Raw genomic sequence first — 19,235 nt, 5'->3', positions numbered from 1 at the left:
GCGATCCCTTGCGGACCGCACGCCCCTTATTCATATTCCAGCCGCTAGCTAGACGTGAGAATCTTTACTTGTACATGCCAGCCTCACGCGCCATAGCGGCGATTTCGGCAGACTTCTGGGCGATCGCCAGCTCCTCGTTGGTCGGCACAACGAAGACCTTGACCGGGGAATCCTCGGTGGAGATCATGCGCGGCTGGTCGGAGCGGACCAGGTTGCGCTCCTTATCAAAGTGGATGCCGTACATATCCAGGTTGTAGAGGGAATCCTGGCGCACCTCGGTATCGTTTTCACCCACACCAGCGGTAAAGGTGATGGCGTCAACGCGGCCCAGGGAAATCATGTAGGAACCGATGAAGCGGCGCAGCTGGTGAATGTAGATGTTATAAGCCAGCCAAGCGTCCTGGTCTTCGTTGTCGATGCGCTCGCGCAACGTACGGAAGTCATTGACACCGGAGATGCCCTTCACACCGGACTGCTTATTGAGCAGGTTGTCAATCTCATCCACGCTCATGCCCGCCTGGCGGACGAGGTGGAAGATGATGCCCGGGTCAATGTCACCGGAACGGGTACCCATAGCCAGACCGGCCAACGGGGTCAGGCCCATCGAGGTATCGATGGCGCGGCCATTGCGGATGGCCGCAGCGGACGCACCATTGCCCAGGTGGAGGGTGATCTGGTGGGTATGCATTGGGTCGCGGCCCAAAAGGGCCGGTACCTGCTGGGAGACGAACTCGTGAGAGGTGCCGTGGAAGCCGTAGCGACGGATATCGTACTTGGATGCCACCTCATTGTTGATGGCATATAGCGCAGCTGCCGGCGGCAGGGTGTTGAAGAACGCGGTATCGAAGACGGCAACGTGCGGGATATCCGGCAGCATCTTGCGGGCCACGCGGATGCCGTCCAGGTTGGCCGGGTTGTGCAGCGGAGCCAGCGGGATGAGGTCTTCAATCATGGACTCAATCTGGTCCACGATGAGCTGTGGCTCGGAGAAGAGGCGGCCGCCGTGAACAACACGGTGACCAACGGCGATAACATCCACGTCGGTCGGGCCAACGTTGTGCTCGCTCATGATGGCAAAAGCGCGCTCAAGGCCGAAGGAGTGAGTAGGGATTTCCAGCTCTTCCTTGTACTTCTCGCCACCGGTCTTAACGGTGACGGCGCCGAGGGGCTCGCCAACCTGCTCGACCAGGCCAGAGACCAGCGGGGTATCCGTGGCGCTGGACTCGGGATCGACCAGCTGGAATTTAACGGAGGAAGAACCTGAGTTAAGGACCAGAACGTATGACATTTATTTCTCTCCAGCCTGAATAGCGGTGATTGCAACGGTGTTGATGATGTCCGGAACGGTCGCGCCACGCGACAGATCGTTAACCGGCTTGTTCAGGCCCTGCAGGATCGGGCCCACGGCGAGCGCACCGCCGGTGCGCTGTGCCGTCTTGTAGCCAATATTGCCAGCCTCCAAGTCCGGGAAGACGAAGACATTTGCCTGTCCGGCAACCTCAGAATTCGGCATCTTCTTCGCAGCAACGCCTGGATCGCAGGCGGCATCGAACTGCAGCGGACCATCCACCTTGACGGAGGAATCCAGCTTCTTGGCGGCCTCTACGGCGGCCACGGCGCGCTCGACGTCAGGGCCGGAACCGGAAGTACCGGAGGAGTAGGACAGCATGGCCACGCGCGGGTCGATGCCGAACTGGGAAGCGGTCTGTGCGGAGACAATGGCGATCTCACCCAGCTGCTCGGCGGTGGGGTTCGGGTTAACAGCGCAGTCACCAAAGGCCCACAGGCGGCCGCGCATGACCATCAGGAAGATGGAGGAGACGACGGAAGCATTCGGCTTGGTCTTGATGATCTGGAAGGAAGGCTTGATGGTGTGGGCGGTGGTGTGAGCAGCGCCGGAGACCATGCCATCGGCCAAGCCCTTGTGGACCATCATGGTGGCGAAGTAGGAGATATCCTGCATCGTCTCGCGAGCCTGCTCGAGGGTAACGCCCTTCTTCTTGCGCAGCTCGGCAAAGTCGGCGGCGAATTCTTCCGCCAGCGGGGACTCAAGGTGATTGATGATTTCGGCACCAGCCAGATCGAGCTTGAGCTCTTCGGCGCGGGCCTTGATATCGGCCTCGTTGCCCAGAATGGTCAGCTTGGCAACCTTATCGCGCAGCAGCACGTGAGCAGCTTCGAGGATGCGGTCATCGTCGCCTTCCGGCAAGACGATGTGTGCACCAGCCGCGCGGGCCTGGTCAATGAGCTGCTTCTGGAAGAGGTCTGCGGACATGACCGGGGTGACGTCGCCAAGCGAGGCAAGTGCGCCCGGAACCGCCTCCAGATCGGTGAAGATGCCAGCGACGGTGGCACCCAAGGATTCCGCATTCTGCTGGGCCAGCTCGCCGGTGCGCTGCGGGGCGCCGGAAATGATGGCCAGGGGCAGGCCGAGGGCGGCAGCTACCTCAGCATCAAAAGCGATATCGCCGGTACCCTGCGCCACGATGTTCTCGGCAGCAGGCGCCTCAGCGAGTACAGCGGCGACGGTGGCGTCAAAGTCTTCGAGGCGGATAAACTCCGCCCCCAAGTCTTGGGCTAGGGCCGACACGTCGAGGCCATCAAAGCCACGGCCGATAGTGCTGATAACTGCGGAATGGGATGCAGACATGCAAATTACCTTTCATTCACGGTCACTTGAACACAATTAACGCGTGTCATAACTTCATGTCATCCATCACAGTTATTAACACGCGGTGACTCTTCCACTGTACGCGATTTACCCCCTCCTATGCCCTATCGTGACCGCCCTAAACTGGGGTTAGTAATGCTGTGGTTTTTATCGCATAGTGACCGCGTAGAATATGCAGCACAACGAAAGAAAGGACACCCTAAGCACATGACTAACCCAGTGCGCGTCGCCGTGGTCGGCTCCGGCCCGGCAGGCATTTACGCCTCTGACCTTCTAGTGAAATCCGACCTCGATGTGCAGATCGATCTTTTTGAAAAGATGCCAACGCCGTTCGGTTTGATCCGCTACGGCGTGGCACCAGATCATCCGCGCATTAAGGGCATTGTGCAGTCCCTGCACAACGTTATGGAAAAAGAAGAGATCCGCTTCCTGGGCAATATCGAGGTGGGCAAGGACATCACCGTCGAGGAGATGCGCGAGTATTACGACGCCATCATCTTCGCCACCGGCGCCACCGCCGATAAGCGCATGGGCATCCCCGGTGAGGATCTTAAGGGCAATCACGGCGCGGGCGAGTTCGTGGGCTTTTATGACGGCAACCCCAACTTCGAGCGCGATTGGGATCTCTCCGCAGAATCCGTCGCCGTCGTGGGCGTGGGCAATGTCTCCCTCGACGTCTCCCGCATCCTGGCAAAGACCGCCGACGAGCTGCTCGTTACTGAGATCCCAGATAATGTCTACGCAGCGCTGAAGAAAAACCGCGCCAAGGAGGTCCACGTCTTCGGCCGCCGCGGCCCGGCACAGGCCAAGTACACGCCGAAGGAGCTCAAGGAGCTAGACGAGTCCCCGACCATTGAGGTCATTGTCAACCCCGAGGACATCGAGTATGACGCCGCCTCCGAGGAGGCACGCCGCGCTGCCAAGTCCACCGACCTGGTGTGCCAGACGCTGGAGTCCTACGCCATGCGCGAGCCGGGCGATGCCCCGCACAAGCTCTACATCCACTTCTTTGAGTCCCCAGTAGAGGTGCTGGGCGAGGACGGCCACGTTACCGCCATCAAGACCGAGCGCACTGAGCTCAACGGCGATGGCACCGTCACCGGTACCGGCAAGTACACCGAGTGGCCGGTCCAGGCCGTCTACCGCGCGGTGGGCTACCACCCACAGTCCGTCGATGGCGTGCCTTTCGACGAGACCAAGGCCACCATGCCAAACGACGGCGGCCATGTGCTGGCCAATGTCGACGGCGAAAAGCTGCCTGGCCTCTACACCACCGGCTGGATTAAGCGCGGCCCAGTGGGCCTGATTGGCAATACCAAGTCCGATGCCAAGGACACCACCACCATGCTGATCGCCGATTATAAGGCCGGCGACCTGGAGCTTGCCACCAAGCGCGATCCACAGAACATCCTGGACTTCCTGGCTTCCCGCGATATCGCCGTTACCACCTGGGAAGGCTGGCACCGCCTGGATGCTGCCGAGCGCGCCGCCGGCGAGCCGCACGGCCGCGAGCGCATCAAGATCGTCGAGTGGGACGAGATGGTCAAGCACGCTGGCCCACAGGCCTAATCCATGCCACACTTCATTTCCGCCGCGCCCTTGGGCCAACTGGCAGCCTTGGACGTCCACCAGCTCTATAAGCTGCGGGTAGACGTCTTTGTCCACGAGCAGCGCTGCCCGTACGCCGAGATTGACGCCACCGACGCCGACCCCCAGACCGTGCACCTGCTGGCCTGGGACGCGGACACCCACGAGCTGCTTGGCACGGCCCGCGTCTTTCCGGCTGCGCCTGCCGACGACACCGCGCTTTCCGACACCACGCCTACCAACGCCCCGACCACCGGCGCACAAATCGGCCGCTTCGCGCTCGCGCCGGCCGCGCGCGGCACGGGACTCGGCCGCAAACTACTCCAGGCGGCCATAGACCTTGGCGAGCGCATGCGCCCAGGCCAGCCGCTCTATCTGGAGGCGCAGGCCGGCCTAGTGGACTACTACGCCTCCTTCGGCTTCACACCGACTGGAGAGCCATTTGATGACGAGGGAGTCCCCCACCAGCCGATGCTGCGCCCTGCCAGCTAGCCACTTGGACAGCTGGCCGGCTACTAGTCGGCGTCGTCCACGCCGGAGGCGAGCTTCGGGTCGAGCTCTACGCCGCCCTCGTACTCCACGACCTCAATATCGGGAACGTTCTCGGTTTCTGGATCGATGCCGCGGGCGCCGCCTTGCGCCAGCAGGCCCGGCGTGGAGGTCACCTCGATCTTATGCGCTGCAAGCGCCGCCCGATCGCGCGCTTCTTCCACATTTTCCGCAGTAGAAGAGACCAAACCCATGCGGCGGCCCTTGTAGGCCCCCGGCTTGCCAAAGAGTTTGACGTCCGTCTCCGCATAGCTGAGGGCCGCGGCGACGCCGGTATAGGCCACCTCATTCAGCTCCTCGTCCGCGTGGATGACCACGCTGGCACCCGGGGTGACCAAGGTGGCGTCGATGGGGTAGCCCAAAATCGCGCGCGCATGCAGGTCAAAGGCGGAAAAACGCTGCGTGTAGGCGGTAAGCATCGCCGTATCCGAGGGTCGCGGGGACACGGAAGAAAAGTACACGTCATCGCCGGCGACGAAGAGCTCCACGCAGTACACGCCGCGCCCGCCCAACTCATTAGAGATGCGCGCGGCCACCGAGCGTGCGTTTTCCAGCGCGATCTCGCTCATGCCAGTAGGCTGCCACTCCTCCACGAGGTCACCGCGCTCATGGCGGTGACCGATAGGCTCGCTAAACCACGTGGCCAACTTGCCCGTGGCCGGATCGATGGAACGGATGGCCAGCAGGGTGACCTCGAGGTCAAAGTCCACGAAGCGCTCGGCCACCACGCGCTGCGAGTCCGAGGACACCCGCCGCACGGTCTCCCAGGCCACCCGCACATCATCCTCGTCGCGCGCGATCATGTGGCCCTTGCCGGAAGTGGACACATCCGGCTTAATAATGCACGGAAATCCCAGCTCCCCCACCGCTTCCTCCAACTCCTCCACGGAGCTAGCAAAGCGGTATGCCGAAACCGGCAGCCCGATATTCTCCGCCACCTCGCGCACGCACTGGCGGTCCTGCGTCATGGCGCAGGCACGAGCGGAAGGGACCACGATGGCGTCACTTTGCGCTTCCATCTCTTCCAAAGCTTCTACCGCAACGGTTTCTACCTCTGGGACCACAAAGTGCGGCCGAATCTCCTGCGCCAGCTGCAGGATGCGCCCAGCGTCCTTGATATCGGCGACGTAGCTATACTGCGCCACCTGGTGCGCCGGCGCGCCCGCATACGAGTCCACCGCATGGACCTCAAGGCCCAGGTTCTGGAAGGACATGGCCAGCTGCTTGCCCAGTTCGCCCGAGCCCAGCAGCAATACCTTGGTGGCATTGCTAGTCAGCGGCGTGCCAATATGACCGGCGATCTCGCCTGGATTATCCATGAAAATGCTCCTTCTAAGCCGCAGGCAGCGGCGTTTACTGCCCTAAATTATTTCATATTTAGGCCCCAACCCCACTACCCACATGCCAGGTAAGCCGGATAAGCAAAGGTGCCCTGTGGGCAATTCCACAGGGCACCTGAAACATTTCCGCCTAGGCTGCAGGAGCCTCAGCCGGTGCTTCCCCTGCCGGTTGCTCGGCGGGCTGCTCGGGCTCGCCTACCGGCTCCGCCACGGTAATGATGTTGTCCTCATAACCCAGCGCGCCGCCAACAAACTGGCCACCGCAGGTAATGAGAACCAGGCGGTTCTCACCTTCCTTATCATTGACCACATCCGGGAAACCGGAACCCTTGGGCAGACGGTACGGCGCTTCGGTCACGCGGAAGGTACGCTCCTGTCCGTCGATAACCACGGTAAATTCCTGGTCCTTCTTCAGCTTGGTGAACTTCTCCGCATAGCCGGTGCCCTGGCCTTGGTAGTTAATGTGGCCCGTAATCACGCTCGAGCCCACATTGCCCGGCTCACCCGGCACAGCGGAAGCGGAGTACCAGCCCACCCGGGTGACGTCGTGTGGCGGCAGCAGCACGCCCTGGTCCGTGACCTGCACGGGGTCCACGGCCGCATACTCGCCATCGATGCCTACCGACATGCCCTCAAAGCCCTTGAACTCACCAGGCGCGGCCTCATACTCGTGTTCCTGCTGGCCCGAATCATCCACGAAAGCATCGGACTTCGGTCCAGATTCCTCGGGTGCGCTCTCACTGGCCACCGTCTCCGGCGCCGAGCCGGCCTCATCCTCATCATCGCGCGCCAGGTACAGCACTACCTGCAACAAGACCAACGCCACGACAATGATGGCTGCGATAATAGCGATCAGCTTGCCACGGCCCATGCCCTGCTTGCCGACGCCCCCTTCTTCCCCACTCGCCGGATACTGCGAAGCGCCGCTTTCCTCCGGCTGCTCTGGCTCCCTGTGCTTTCCCATAGCTAGCTTCCTTCATTTCCTCGATTTGTCTACCCTGGCGGATTCTAGTGGTCGTGGAAACACTTCTTATGTTTCGGTTGAGTTTATCAGTGCGGCCATTTTCTCGGCTGGTGTTTGAAAGCCCAGGGTTTTGCGGGGGCGGCGGTTGAGTTGCATGGCGACGAATTCTAGGTCCGCTGCACTATGGACGCTTAGGTCTGTTCCTTTAGGGAAGTACTGCCTTAGTAGTCCATTGGTGTTTTCATTGGTGCCTCGCTGCCACGGCGAACCAGGATCGCAGAAGAACACGGGACACTTTGTAGCTACAGAAAAGGCCTTATGGCAGGCCATTTCACTTCCCTGATCCCAGGTAAGTGATCCTTTGAGATGATCTGGCAAGGTAGCAATCGCTTTAGTAAGTGCTTTATTTACTTCGGTAGCACTATGCCCATTAGGTAAATGCAGCAAGATGACATAGCGCGTGGTTCGCTCTACTAGCGTGCCAATTGCAGACTTATTACCCGCGCCTAAAATGAGGTCGCCTTCCCAATGACCTGGTACTGCTCGGTCGTCTACTTCTGCTGGCCGGTCGGAAATCATCACCATAGGGTCAACAAACCGCCTGCGGGCACTGCGCGTGCCACGAGGTCGACGTTGGGCGTGACCGCGACGCAGTGCAGCAGCGACTTCCTTTTTCAACTCACCTTTAGCCTGGAAATACAAAGACTGATAAATAGTTTCAGGACACACGTACATAGTCTCATCACCGGGGTAGCAGCTGCGCAACCTCCCAGAAATCTGCTCCGGCGAGTACCTATCTTTCACCATCGCCCAGACCACGGTGCGCAAACGTGGATTGGCATCAATCTTGCGCTTTTTCGGTCTAAACCTACGCAACACCGATTTACGGTGCGCATGCGTGGGAAGATACACCCCAAATTCATCCCGGTTGCGTTTAAGCTCCTTGCTGATAGTGCCAGCAGAGCGCTGAAGACGCCGAGCTATCTCACGTACACCTTTGCCTTGCCGGTCAAGGTCAAAGATGAGCTCGCGTTCTTCTACCGATAAGTAGCGCGAAGAAATACGCCTATCGATACGCTGTTGCGGAATAACCTGGACTGGAACTGCTTGGCGACCATCAACGTACTCAATTACCTGCATAAGCCTGTTATACAGCGCCACATCTGGGCCAGCCGGGACAAAAGGCACACGCCCAGTGGAAAGCTTAATGACACCTTTGTCTATATCAGCAGCATTACGCGGATGAATGCCACAGGCTAAAGCGGCATCTTTGCGGCCTAAAGCATTCGCGCGCAATTGCAGATAACTACACCGGTCAGTTGTGGCCGCAGCTTTTCGGCCATGCGGATTGCGCTTCCACAAACCAAGCTCAATACCGATGCGGTACACCGGAGAAGAGCCTATAGAAAGCTGGCGCGCAATATCCATCGGTGCCACACCTTCCAGCCACAGGCGAGCTATTTCCTCACAGTCATCCGAGCTAGTAGTCCTGCGGCGCTTGCGCGGCAAGTCCAACTCACCAGCAAGCCGATAAGCCACCGACCGCGCTAAACCAACCACCCCAGCAGCCGCCCGTATTGAACTACCAGCCCGAACCAACGACGCAAACCGCGCCACAACAGCAGAATCCGGAACCCATTTCGACTCCACACAATCACCTAACCCATGTCAGGTGTTTCCACGACCACTAGAAATCAAGCCTGTGCAGGTTATATGCAAATCCCCTCCAGCGTGTGCAATCACACCCTGGAGGGGATTTTTGGTGTTTAAGTCTCAGCCCCGGCGGGGCGGCCCGTGGGCCACCTCACCAAAGCTTATGGACTACTTGATGTAATCCTGCATACCCGGCTCAAGCTCGGTTGCGCCGGACGGTACGGACTTAATCTCAACGCGGTCAGCGTTGGATGGCAGTGCGTTACCAGTCTCTTCAGGTTGCTGACCCTGGACCTCGACACCGCGGCCGTTTCCATTGTCAGAGTTGCCGCCCTTAGGAGCGTCCTGACCCTTGTCCTCGTGACCATTGCCACCATTGTGGTTGCCGGTGTTGTCACCGTGGCCGCCATTGTGGCTGCTGGTGTTGTCACCGTGGCCACCGTTGTGGTTGCCATGATCCTTGTGGTCGAAGTGATCCTTGATGATCTTGCCCAAGCCAATGCCCGGAATCAGGATGAGCCACCACTTATTGTCCTTAGAAGAACCGTTGGAAGAACCGTTAGAGGAACCGCCTGGGGTGTCCTTCGGAACAGTCTGATCCTTATCGTTGATGTCCTTGTGCTCAGCAATGTGGTTTGGCTTCTCCGGAGTAGTACCCGGAGTCTCCTCGCCCTTGTCATTGACCTCAGTGGAGGTGAGCTCCTCAAAGGCCACCGCAGCCTCGACAGGCTCCGTTACATCATCATTGACGGTGATGGTGACAGGCTCCATGCCCTTGGACTTCTCCGGAGTGAAGGTAGCTTCACCGGTACCCAGAACAGACTTGCCGTCTTCCTTGTTGATGAGCTCAGCCTTCAGGGTGTATTCCTTACCCGGAACCAGACCCTCGTAGGTGACTTCATCAACAATCTTGGCACCAGCAACCACAACGTGGGAGCCGTTCGCGAAGTCAGCATTCGTGGTAATCCACGGCTCACCCGGCTTGTGCTCGCCAGGCGTCGGCTCACCCGGCTTAGTGGTCTCACCAGTCGGCTCACCCGGCTTAGTGGTCTCACCAGTCGGCTCACCCGGCTTAGTGGTCTCACCAGTCGGCTCACCCGGCTTAGTGGTCTCACCAGTCGGCTCACCCGGCTTAGTGGTCTCACCAGTCAGCTCAGTGGTAGGGGTTCCCTCGTCCTTCTTGGGCACCGTCTGATCCTCATCCTTGAGATCCTTGTGCTCCGCAATCTTATTCGGAGTCTCAGCATCCGGAGTCTCATCACCATCAGCATTAACCTCAACAGAGGTCAACTCCTCAAACGCAACAGCAGCATCAACCGGCTTCTCAGCATTCTTAACAGTGATATCAACCGTGGTGGAACCACTACCACTCTCAGCAGCAGTGAACTCAGCCTCACCAGTACCCAGCTCAGTCTCGCCATCCTTGGACATCAACGTCGCATCCAAGTGGTACTTCTTACCAGGCACCAGACCCTCATAGGTCACAGTGTCAGTAACAACCGCACCATTAACAACACGAACCGAACCCTCAGCAAACTTAGCCTCCGTCTTAATAGACGGCGTCAAAGCCTTCTTAGAGGTAACAGTCTGAGCCTGATCCTCAAGATTCTTGTGCTCCGCAATCTTATTCGGAGTCTCAGCATCCGGAGTCTCATCACCATCAGCATTAACCTCAACAGAGGTCAACTCCTCAAACGCAACAGCAGCATCAACCGGCTTCTCAGCATTCTTAACAGTGATATCAACCGTGGTGGAACCACTACCACTCTCAGCAGCAGTGAACTCAGCCTCACCAGTACCCAGCTCAGTCTCGCCATCCTTGGACATCAACGTCGCATCCAAGTGGTACTTCTTACCAGGCACCAGACCCTCATAGGTCACAGTGTCAGTAACAACCGCACCATTAACAACACGAACCGAACCCTCAGCAAACTTAGCCTCCGTCTTAATAGACGGCGTCTTTTTATGGCCAGAGTCAGACGGCGAGTTTGTATCAATAATTACCTGATCTTGACCCGAATGTGAAACGAATTTGCCAGTCAGATTTGATGAATCTTTCACCTCATCCTGCCCGACGTTCGATTCTCCGGTCAAATAGGTGTAGATAGCCTTAATATTTTGCACTTGAAGCGTCCTGGGTTTAGTTCCGCTTCTTTTACGGCCCTGTGTTGATGGGCTGGGTGAGATAGTACTCGGTTTCTACTTCCTGTGGGGTGGCGTAGTCCAATGCTTCGTGAAGTCGCTTAGTGTTCCCCCAATGCACNTGAAGCGTCCTGGGTTTAGTTCCGCTTCTTTTACGGCCCTGTGTTGATGGGCTGGGTGAGATAGTACTCGGTTTCTACTTCCTGTGGGGTGGCGTAGTCCAATGCTTCGTGAAGTCGCTTAGTGTTCCACCAATGCACCCACCGCAAGGTGGCCAGTTCGACTTCTCCGACCGACGTCCACGGGCCCTGGGCATGAATCAGTTCCGCCTTGTAGAGACCGTTGACTGTTTCGGCTAGTGCATTGTCGTAAGAATCGCCGATTGTTCCCACACTCGGGCGGATTCCTGACTCAGCTAGCGCGGTGGAATACTTCAGTGACACGTACTGGCTGCCCCGATCGCTGTGGTGAATTAGTTGGTTTCCATGGATTCGTCCTGCAGTCGTTAACGCATGTTCCAATGCCTCCATGGGCAGCGCATCGGTGCGCATTGTCGAGCGTGTAGCAACACCAACAATTTTTCGGCTGAAGACATCCACGACAAACGCGGTGTAGGCGAATCCTGACAGGGTGCGAACGTAGGTAATGTCGGCAACCCAAAGCCTGCCTGGTGCCTGCGCACGGAAGTTTCGGCGCACTAGGTCCGGGCGATGATCCGGTGTCTTCGGGCTTACCGTTGTTATTGGGGTTCGCCCACGTCTGCGGCCAGAAACACCTGCAAGTTTCATCAGACGTGCGGTCTTGTCGCGACCAATATGAAAGCCTTCGCGGTTCATCGCGTGCCACATTTTGCGGATGCCGTAGACCGAGAAATTCTCCGCATGCACACGCTGTATCTCTGGGATGAGAAGGCTATCGCTTAAGGCTCTTGCGCTGGGAACACGTGTGGTGGCTTTGCGGTAGCCGCGTGAAGTAATGAATCCACGATCTGCTTGTTTAAGGACTCGGCAGATGGCCTCGACCCCAAATTGATCTTTGTACGCGTCGATGTAGGAGATCATTTGGTCGTGGGTCGGTCGAGTTCCGCTGCGAAAAAAGCCGAAGCAGTTTTAAGAATCCCGTTTGCTCGTTTCAGTTCGCGGTTTTCGCGGCGCAGACGCCTGAGTTCTTCTTCCATTGTTTCGCCGCCTGAAGCGTCAGAATTATCGCGTACTGAGGCGCTGTCACGGTACCAGGCCCGCAACGTGTGGTGAGATACTCCAAGCAGCTCACCGACCTCCGTGTAGGCGCGTTGCAGTGAGCAAGACTCCAGGCGGACCATTTCGATGATCTGATGGACCGCCTTCTCCTTGAACTCGACGGAATACTTTCTAGGCATAGTTCAATCCTTCCTTAGCTGAGGTAGGAACTAAACCCAGGACGCTTCACACTCTCTTGCTATTTTTATCAAACGTACCAGAGAAATCAATCCCGTCAGAAAAGTGCCAAATAGCAAGCTGTGTACCTATAATGGCCTGATCTTGATCTACCCGATTAAGCGAAAGCTTGCTTTCAAGATCTTTGATTCCAATATACGGATAACCATGATGAGCGATCCAGTTAATCTTCCGGAATGCTTCTTGACCGCCCGGCATGGACTCTTTACGCGACCCCTGTTGCTGTTCTGCAGCTTTTAGGTAACCGTCCCAGTCGTGAACAACCCCGGGCCCCTCACCCTCAGCTACATGCTCAGGATCAACACAATATCCAGCCAATCCTTCAAATTTTGCGGAGTCATTGTCTGGTGCATACCAAAACAGACGGGGCAGGAATGTTCCAGTAGACTCTGGATCCTTCCATGTCAATCCGTAGCCTGGGCCAGGAAGTGTTGTAACTTCATCCCCCACACTGACAGCTTTAGCTACTGGAGCCACTCCAAATGCAACTGCAATTGCAACAAAAAGCGCCAAAATCGGTCGAAATAGTCTACTTCGACCGAGCTGCGCACCTTCCATACTTATACTCATTTAAGCATCATCCAATCCTCATTTCCATGATTCCAGTGTCCGGATTTTACTTTCTTAAGGGTTGAGTATAGGACATTTAGGTCACGATGCAAGTTTTCACAGGATGTTTTAATGCTAGATGATTATTTGTTTCACGATCCGGCTAAATAAAATCACAGTAACATTCCATTTTTTGAATATAACGGTAGACTTATGTTTTAGTCGGTGTATCCTTTCTGTACCTGGAATAGTGCCGCATTAGGGGCGGGACCTACTCTCGGAAAGTAGGCACGTCGGGGGATACACCGCTCCAGTCCATGTAGCTAGAGTTTCGACCACAAGAACATCTGGAACCAAAGGATTACACCAGGAGATCCGTCGGCGAATGTTGGAGCACGTGCGCTATCGATAGACTTCTTGGCGGTAGGCGATCGGACCGTCAGATTTCTCACCCATTCCTACTCACTTGAGGATCACGTTAAACGTTCCGGCCTGTGCGTTATTAGCCCGGGTTTCTACCGCTTCCATGGGGTAGGGCTCACTCAGCGACTCACAATGCTCTCTAAAGAGCTTGTGAAGTGCACACGCTCTCGTGATCCGAGTGGAAGATCGTACCGTTTAGGCCTCCAGACAGTGTGTGCGTGAAATAAAGCATTGATGGCCAATGAGAAGCGTATTTGACCTTCTTTTGCATAATCTGCAAGTCTGTCCGAGTAGGTACAAATGACCGTATCTAAATACATTTTCTTACCCCCTTGCTGAGCAAGCAAATACCCCAACATAGACCCAATTCGGCCTGTCAGCTGACAATTTGCGGCTTACTAAAACCAACTAGATCCGGTGGATCGGCATGCTTTTGGCGGTAAGTAAACGGCTGCGCTTTCCAGCCCCTTGCGTTTCATGATTCGTTCGACCTTGTTTTGGTTCGTCGGGGCACACGACGTGTCCCCTAAGAGGTTGCAGTGACGCGTTTAGCCCGTAACGACCGTGCTCATCATCGAAGCTGGTTGCAGTTTTTCATTCCGATAAGTGCAACCGAATACATCTTCGATCTATGTTTTCGCGGGTGCCGACCTGTCTGAAAAATGAAGATCGATTGAGTTTTAAAGTTTGGCGCTCCTGTTCAATCGCACACCTGGTTCGCTGGCCATAAACAAACTTAAAGTGGATCACGAAGAAATCTCATTGAAGTGCCCCGAGGTTTGTTCCTAGGCATTTTCTTATCTTCTCTTACATCTCGGGCCGGTTGATGACTCCAAAACTCTGATTCATTTTCCATTGGTGTGCGGTAGCCAAGGCTCTGATGAAGCCTTGTCTCGTTCCACCAATTCTCCCAGTCGAAGTTCGCAATCTCCACGTCGACGACATCACTCCCCGTGCGGGTATAGATGAGCTCGTTCTTGTAAGAACCATTGATACGCTTAGCTAGCGCATTGTCATAACAGTCACCTTTTGACCCAGTGAACGCTGCGATTCCATCGCTAGGCAAGACGTTCGTTATAGACAATACTCACTGACTGCGAGCCGTGGTCAGAATGGTGAACCAACTGTGGAAGTTTCCTTGGGCATTTCACAATCGCCTGGTTGAGCGCCTGTAGCGGCAGCACTTGAAGTATGCATCAAATCAGACAGTGCCCAACCGACGATCCTCCGGGAGAACACATCGGTGGCAAAAGCGGTATACACGGATCCCTTCCGCGTGCAAACGTAGACAATTTTTGCTACCTCAGCCGGTCAGGCCCAGCGGCTTTGAACTCTCGACCAACTAGATCTGGGCGTAGGCCCAGCCCCGTGGGTCTATGGGTCGTTGGTGGGTACACCATCTTTACCTCCTCTAGACAGGCCGGCCATACACATCAACCGGGCAGTCTGCTCTCGGCCGATAGCGATGCCTCCACGTCGAAGAGTGTGCCACATTTTCCGCATGTACACGGCGAACATGTGCCACGAGGGCTTCCGTCGCAAAGAGCCTGTGCACTTTAGCCCCGGGCTTTGGACTGCCGGTAACCTCGCGGGGTAACCAGGTTGCCTCCACGATTATCCTTCAACGTCGTGCACATGAACTCGATTGTGAAACGATTCTAATATTCATCGATGATCTGGATCATTTCCGACGTTTTGAGCCAGGTTCTGACGCGAAAAAGCCGCGGCAGCTTTCAACAACTCATTGGTCTCCCTCAGCTCTTGGTTTTCACGACGCAGCTTGGCTACCGCTGCAACAAGATATGCAGGCAAAGGATCAGTAGTGCGCCCTTTGCGACGAGCCGCCTGCGCCCATCGCCGAACAGTATGCCACGAGACACCCAGGTTGGGTGTCACGACCTTGCACGCTTCCTGTATGGACTTGTTCTTAGCCAAGATGCAGTCTTCCACAAGGCGGACCGCTCGATCCTTTGCATCCTGTTCAAGTTTCTTTGGCATTCTTCAGAATTTCCCATCTACTCAGACGGAACAAAACCTGGGGCACTTCTGAGACAAAGTACAAACGCATTATCAGTGTCTTCACAGATGGCGGCTATGTCGCTTTTAAACTCTTCCGAAGAGAGTTTAAAAGACATAAGTAATAGCTAGCTTTCTCCGGTTAGGAGCCGAGGCTAACCTATGTCCATCAGACAGGGATCGGCCCCCGCGACGCAGTGGAAACACTACGAGGCGGGGCTCATTCGACGATTGAAAGCGGACTTGCTTTACTGATCTTCCATCACATCGTGGCGCACGATGGTCTGGTCGCGGCCAGGACCGACGCCGATGTAGGAAATGCGGCAGCCGGAGAGCTCTTCTAGGCGCAGGACGTAGTCTTGGGCCTTCTGCGGTAGCTCCTCAAAGGTGGAGCACTCGGTAATGTCCTCATCCCAGGCCGGCATGGTCTCGAAAATGGGCTCGGCGTGGTGGAACTCGGACTGGGTAAGCGGCAGTTCGTCGTAGCGCTTGCCGTCGACGTCGTAGGCCACGCAGATCGGAATCTCGCCGATTCCCGTGAGAACGTCCAGCTTAGTCAGGAAGTAATCGGTAAAGCCGTTCACGCGGGTGGCGTAGCGCGCAATGACGGAGTCGTACCAACCACAACGGCGCTTGCGGCCGGTGTTCACGCCAATCTCGCCGCCGGTGGTCTGCAGGTACTCGCCCCACTTATCAAAGAGCTCGGTGGGGAACGGGCCAGCACCCACGCGGGTGGTGTAGGCCTTGATGATGCCCAGGGAGGTCTTGATGCGGGTTGGACCAATGCCGGAGCCCACGGAAGCACCACCGGCGGTCGGGTTTGACGAGGTCACGAACGGGTAAGTGCCATGGTCCACATCCAACATGGTGGCCTGGCCGCCCTCCATGAGCACGTGCTTGCCAGCTTCGAGGGCTTTGTTGAGCTCCAGCTCAGCGTCGATAACCATCGGACGCAGGCGATCGCGGTAGCTCAGGAAGTACTCCACAATCTGGTCTGCCTCGATGGCCTTGCGGTTGTACATCTTCACCAGCATCTGGTTCTTGATATCCAGCGCGGATTCCACTTTCTGGCGCAGGATGGACTCATCAAAGATGTCCTGCACGCGGATGCCAATGCGCGCAACCTTGTCGGCGTAGGTCGGGCCAATGCCGCGGCCGGTGGTGCCGATAGCGCGCTTGCCTAGGAAGCGTTCCTGCACGCGGTCCAGGGTCTGGTGGTACGGCGCCACTAGGTGCGCATTGGCGGAAATCTTCAGGCGCGAGGCGTTCGCGCCGCGGGCCTCAAGGCCGTCAATTTCATCAAAGAGCGCCTCAAGGTTGATCACTACGCCATTGCCCAGCACCGGGGTAGCGTTCTCAGACAAGATGCCGGCTGGCAGGAGCTTCAGCTCATATTTATCGCCGCCTACCACGACGGTGTGGCCGGCATTATTGCCGCCGTTCGGCTTGACCACGTAGTCAACCTTGCCGCCGAGGATGTCGGTCGCTTTGCCCTTGCCTTCGTCGCCCCATTGGGCGCCGACAATGACGATCGCTGCCATTGTTTAGTCACTTCCTCATTATTGAAGCCAAAATACTCTCCAACCTTACACTTTCCCGGCCCAAAAAGCGCGCGTAGCATGGTGCGCATGCGTTTTTTGTTCCTCCGCTGCGGTGCTCCGGACATCCCCATGCCCGCTGAGGCCCACGATCTTTCGGCCGTTCCTACCCGCAAAGAGCTCGCGCTTATCGACGCCTTCTTATCCCCCCTCCTTCCCACCGACCCCACCCCCTCCCTCGACGACATCGCTGCTCAGCCCGACGTCCGCCACCTCGGCGCGCCAGAGCCAGCCCCTCAGGCCTCGCACCTAGCAGAGCCCGCCCGCATCGTCGTCGCCGGCTCCGACGCCGCCCTCTCGGCCGTGCTCACTCGCCTCATGCGCTCCGACCGCCTCTGGGCCGAGGTTGCCTTCATCCCCGTCCCCTCGGCCGCAGCATCCGCCTCCACCCCTTCAACCACCGCGCCGGCCGCCGCTACTCCGTCTACCCCGTCCGCGGCCGCGCAGAACTGGGGCCTTCCCACCGCCCCGGCCGAAGCCCTCGATTTCGCCCGCACCGCCCCGGTCCGCCCAGCTCCGCTCATCCGCAACGATTCTGGCCTCGCAGTCGCTGGCTCTGCCACCATCTCGGATGCCGCAAACGGCTCCTTTACCGGCGAAATCATCATCGATGACCACACCCTAGCCGCCACCTCCCCCAAGACCTTCGGCGCACGCCTAGTCCCGATGACCGATGCCCCCGGCATCCTCGCCGCCCGCGCTACCTCCCCCGTCGAATCCCAGGGCCGCCTCCGCTCGCTCCTGCGCAAGCCCGGCCAGCTCGACCCCGAATCCGTGCGCACCGGCCGCGCCGTCCAGGCCGGCGGCCCACAGCTGCGCGTCATCGTCGATTCGGTCCCTCACAAGCGGCCGGTGACCCGCGTGACCTTCTACCGCCACCTGCGCGACCTCCAGATCGTCCGCCCTTAGCCCCCGCGACGTCACTCATTGCGCACGACGTCTTTATCTACGCGCGAGGACGCTAGTCCTCGCGCCCCCACACCTCCGGCGGGTAGGCCGGGTGCTGCGAGGTCGGCACCAGGTGCGCCACGGCCGACTCACGCGACAACCCGCACACCATCAGCATGTCCACCACGAGGGAGCGCGTCTGGCCCAGAATCATATAGGCCGATAACGTGCCGTCCTTGTCGATGATGTCCAGCCCGGCGCGCCCGCCCACGATGCGCAGGCGCTGCACGAGGTCCGGAATCTCAATCGCTTCGTCGTGCCCGTGCTGTTTGCCCTGACTATAGAGCTCGCTGATGGCGAGCATGATTTCAGAAAGCTCATCGAGCAATTCCACCTGCTCATCCGAAACCTTGTCGCGGTCCTCCGTCAGGCCCAATGCCTGGCGGGAGAGCACGCGCACACCGCGGACCGCGTTATCCACCGGCATGAGGATGCGCTCCAGCGATCGAATGCTGCGCCGCGAGGCCCACAACAGCGGCGAGACCTCCGAGGCCTCCCTACCCGATTGCGCCGCGCTCAACAGAGTATTGACGCTATTTTGCGTACCACGCACCGCCTCGCGTGCGTCGCGGATGACGGCGGGGTCTTGCTGGCGGATGCCATAGGTGACGTCGGCAAGAATGCTCGAGGCAATCTTTAACACCTTCGATACCTCGCGCCGCGCCTCCACCAACGGGGAATTGGGAATCAGCGCGATGGTTATCAGGCCAATGGCCGAGCCAATCATCGCGTCGATCGCGCGGTGCAGGCCACCCGGACCCTCCGTCGGTGGGAAAATCGTCGCAATCAAAATCGCGCCAAAGACAATCTGGTTGGTCACGAGCGGCGACTTAGTCAAAAACGAGCCCACCACCAGGCCCGCGCCCACAATGAAGAAAATCTGGAACGGCCCCTGCCCCACAACCTGGAAGAGCAGGTCGCCCACGGCCACGCCGATGATGCCGCCAATCGACATCTCCAGCGCCTTTTTCATCCTGTCCCCACCGGACATCCCCAGAATGATGACCGCAGAAATCGGCGCAAAGAACGGCTGCGGGTGCCCCACCACATCGCCGGCCACCCAGTACGCGAGCGCCGCACCAATGGTCGCCTGGACGATGTAGACAAACCGCGCGCGGATGCGGTTTACCCGCGAGAGCACCGAGCGGTCAATCACCCGCAGCTTTTCCCGCGTTGAGACTCTTTCCTTCGCTTCCGACATGACTTCCAGCATAGAAGACCGCCCCTACCATCGCCGTCGTCCCCGCGCATCTCGGCCGTCGGCTGGCCTGTGGATAGCTCTTGCCGACGCCCCCTTCTCCCCCACCTATCCACAATTTCGCCCTTCCCGGCCGCGCACCGCTTGTTCGACCCCAGCGT

At 57.9% G+C, this 19,235-nt stretch carries 15 protein-coding genes; 3 read left to right on the top strand and 12 right to left on the bottom strand.

Annotation, left to right across the window (positions count from 1 at the left end; translation table 11 throughout):
• Window positions 1–64: 64 nt before the first annotated feature.
• Together LG376_RS05155 and pta are read right to left on the bottom strand one after the other, a co-directional pair.
• Complete coding sequence (locus tag LG376_RS05155) at window positions 65–1,288, bottom strand: acetate kinase (protein WP_225746379.1); 1,224 nt, start codon at window positions 1,286–1,288, stop codon at window positions 65–67.
• The gene (gene pta / locus LG376_RS05150; protein ID WP_225746378.1) at window positions 1,289–2,650 is read right to left on the bottom strand and encodes a phosphate acetyltransferase; all 1,362 of its coding nucleotides are present in this window, start codon (window positions 2,648–2,650) and stop codon (window positions 1,289–1,291) included.
• 228 nt (window positions 2,651–2,878) lie between these two features.
• Here pta and LG376_RS05145 point away from each other — a divergent pair, with 228 nt between their 5' ends.
• Together LG376_RS05145 and LG376_RS05140 are read left to right on the top strand one after the other, a co-directional pair.
• Window positions 2,879–4,240, top strand: a complete 1,362-nt coding sequence (locus tag LG376_RS05145; RefSeq protein ID WP_225746377.1) for an FAD-dependent oxidoreductase — start codon at window positions 2,879–2,881, stop codon at window positions 4,238–4,240.
• Window positions 4,241–4,243: 3 nt separating this feature from the next.
• Entirely contained in the window at window positions 4,244–4,750 is a 507-nt protein-coding gene (locus LG376_RS05140) for a GNAT family N-acetyltransferase (RefSeq protein ID WP_225746376.1), read from the top strand.
• A 23-nt stretch (window positions 4,751–4,773) separates the two neighbouring features.
• Here the strand turns inward: LG376_RS05140 and purT are convergent, their stop codons facing one another.
• The 9 genes from purT to LG376_RS05095 all read right to left on the bottom strand — a co-directional run bounded on the left by purT (window position 4,774) and on the right by LG376_RS05095 (window position 16,871).
• Window positions 4,774–6,126: a formate-dependent phosphoribosylglycinamide formyltransferase gene (purT, locus tag LG376_RS05135; RefSeq protein ID WP_225746375.1), complete on the bottom strand. Its 1,353-nt coding sequence runs from the start codon at window positions 6,124–6,126 to the stop codon at window positions 4,774–4,776.
• A 151-nt stretch (window positions 6,127–6,277) separates the two neighbouring features.
• The gene (locus tag LG376_RS05130; RefSeq protein WP_225746374.1) at window positions 6,278–7,111 is read right to left on the bottom strand and encodes a class F sortase; all 834 of its coding nucleotides are present in this window, start codon (window positions 7,109–7,111) and stop codon (window positions 6,278–6,280) included.
• A gap of 66 nt (window positions 7,112–7,177) precedes the next feature.
• Entirely contained in the window at window positions 7,178–8,251 is a 1,074-nt protein-coding gene (locus LG376_RS05125) for an IS30 family transposase (RefSeq protein WP_225747348.1), read from the bottom strand.
• A 681-nt stretch (window positions 8,252–8,932) separates the two neighbouring features.
• Window positions 8,933–10,888 carry a VaFE repeat-containing surface-anchored protein gene (locus LG376_RS05120; protein WP_225746373.1) on the bottom strand — a complete coding sequence of 652 codons (1,956 nt, stop codon included), beginning with the start codon at window positions 10,886–10,888 and terminating at the stop codon, window positions 8,933–8,935.
• Window positions 10,889–11,058: 170 nt separating this feature from the next.
• Window positions 11,059–12,284 (bottom strand): IS3 family transposase gene (locus LG376_RS05115; RefSeq protein WP_100619247.1). Its coding sequence is split into 2 segments (ribosomal slippage): window positions 11,059–12,005 and window positions 12,005–12,284, totalling 1,227 coding nucleotides; the frame shifts between segments, so codons are not numbered across the junction.
• Between the two features lie 46 nt (window positions 12,285–12,330).
• Complete coding sequence (locus tag LG376_RS05110; RefSeq protein ID WP_225746372.1) at window positions 12,331–12,912, bottom strand: thioester domain-containing protein; 582 nt, start codon at window positions 12,910–12,912, stop codon at window positions 12,331–12,333.
• 1,138 nt (window positions 12,913–14,050) lie between these two features.
• Entirely contained in the window at window positions 14,051–14,380 is a 330-nt protein-coding gene (locus tag LG376_RS12680; RefSeq protein WP_225746371.1) for an integrase core domain-containing protein, read from the bottom strand.
• 599 nt (window positions 14,381–14,979) lie between these two features.
• Window positions 14,980–15,312, bottom strand: coding sequence for a transposase (locus LG376_RS05100; RefSeq protein WP_225746370.1), 333 nt, complete (start codon window positions 15,310–15,312; stop codon window positions 14,980–14,982).
• A 266-nt stretch (window positions 15,313–15,578) separates the two neighbouring features.
• Entirely contained in the window at window positions 15,579–16,871 is a 1,293-nt protein-coding gene (locus tag LG376_RS05095) for an adenylosuccinate synthase (RefSeq protein WP_225746369.1), read from the bottom strand.
• A gap of 87 nt (window positions 16,872–16,958) precedes the next feature.
• Here LG376_RS05095 and LG376_RS05090 point away from each other — a divergent pair, with 87 nt between their 5' ends.
• The gene (locus LG376_RS05090; protein WP_225746368.1) at window positions 16,959–17,837 is read left to right on the top strand and encodes a hypothetical protein; all 879 of its coding nucleotides are present in this window, start codon (window positions 16,959–16,961) and stop codon (window positions 17,835–17,837) included.
• 52 nt (window positions 17,838–17,889) lie between these two features.
• On the opposite strand, the gene LG376_RS05085 is transcribed toward LG376_RS05090, so the two are convergent.
• The gene (locus LG376_RS05085) at window positions 17,890–19,089 is read right to left on the bottom strand and encodes an aromatic acid exporter family protein (RefSeq protein ID WP_225746367.1); all 1,200 of its coding nucleotides are present in this window, start codon (window positions 19,087–19,089) and stop codon (window positions 17,890–17,892) included.
• Window positions 19,090–19,235: the final 146 nt, after the last annotated feature.

It is taken from the genome of Corynebacterium sp. Marseille-P4611 (genome assembly GCF_916618765.1).
In the GTDB taxonomy this organism is placed as follows: domain Bacteria; phylum Actinomycetota; class Actinomycetes; order Mycobacteriales; family Mycobacteriaceae; genus Corynebacterium; species Corynebacterium marquesiae.
This window is presented reverse-complemented; position numbering and strand designations above follow the sequence as displayed.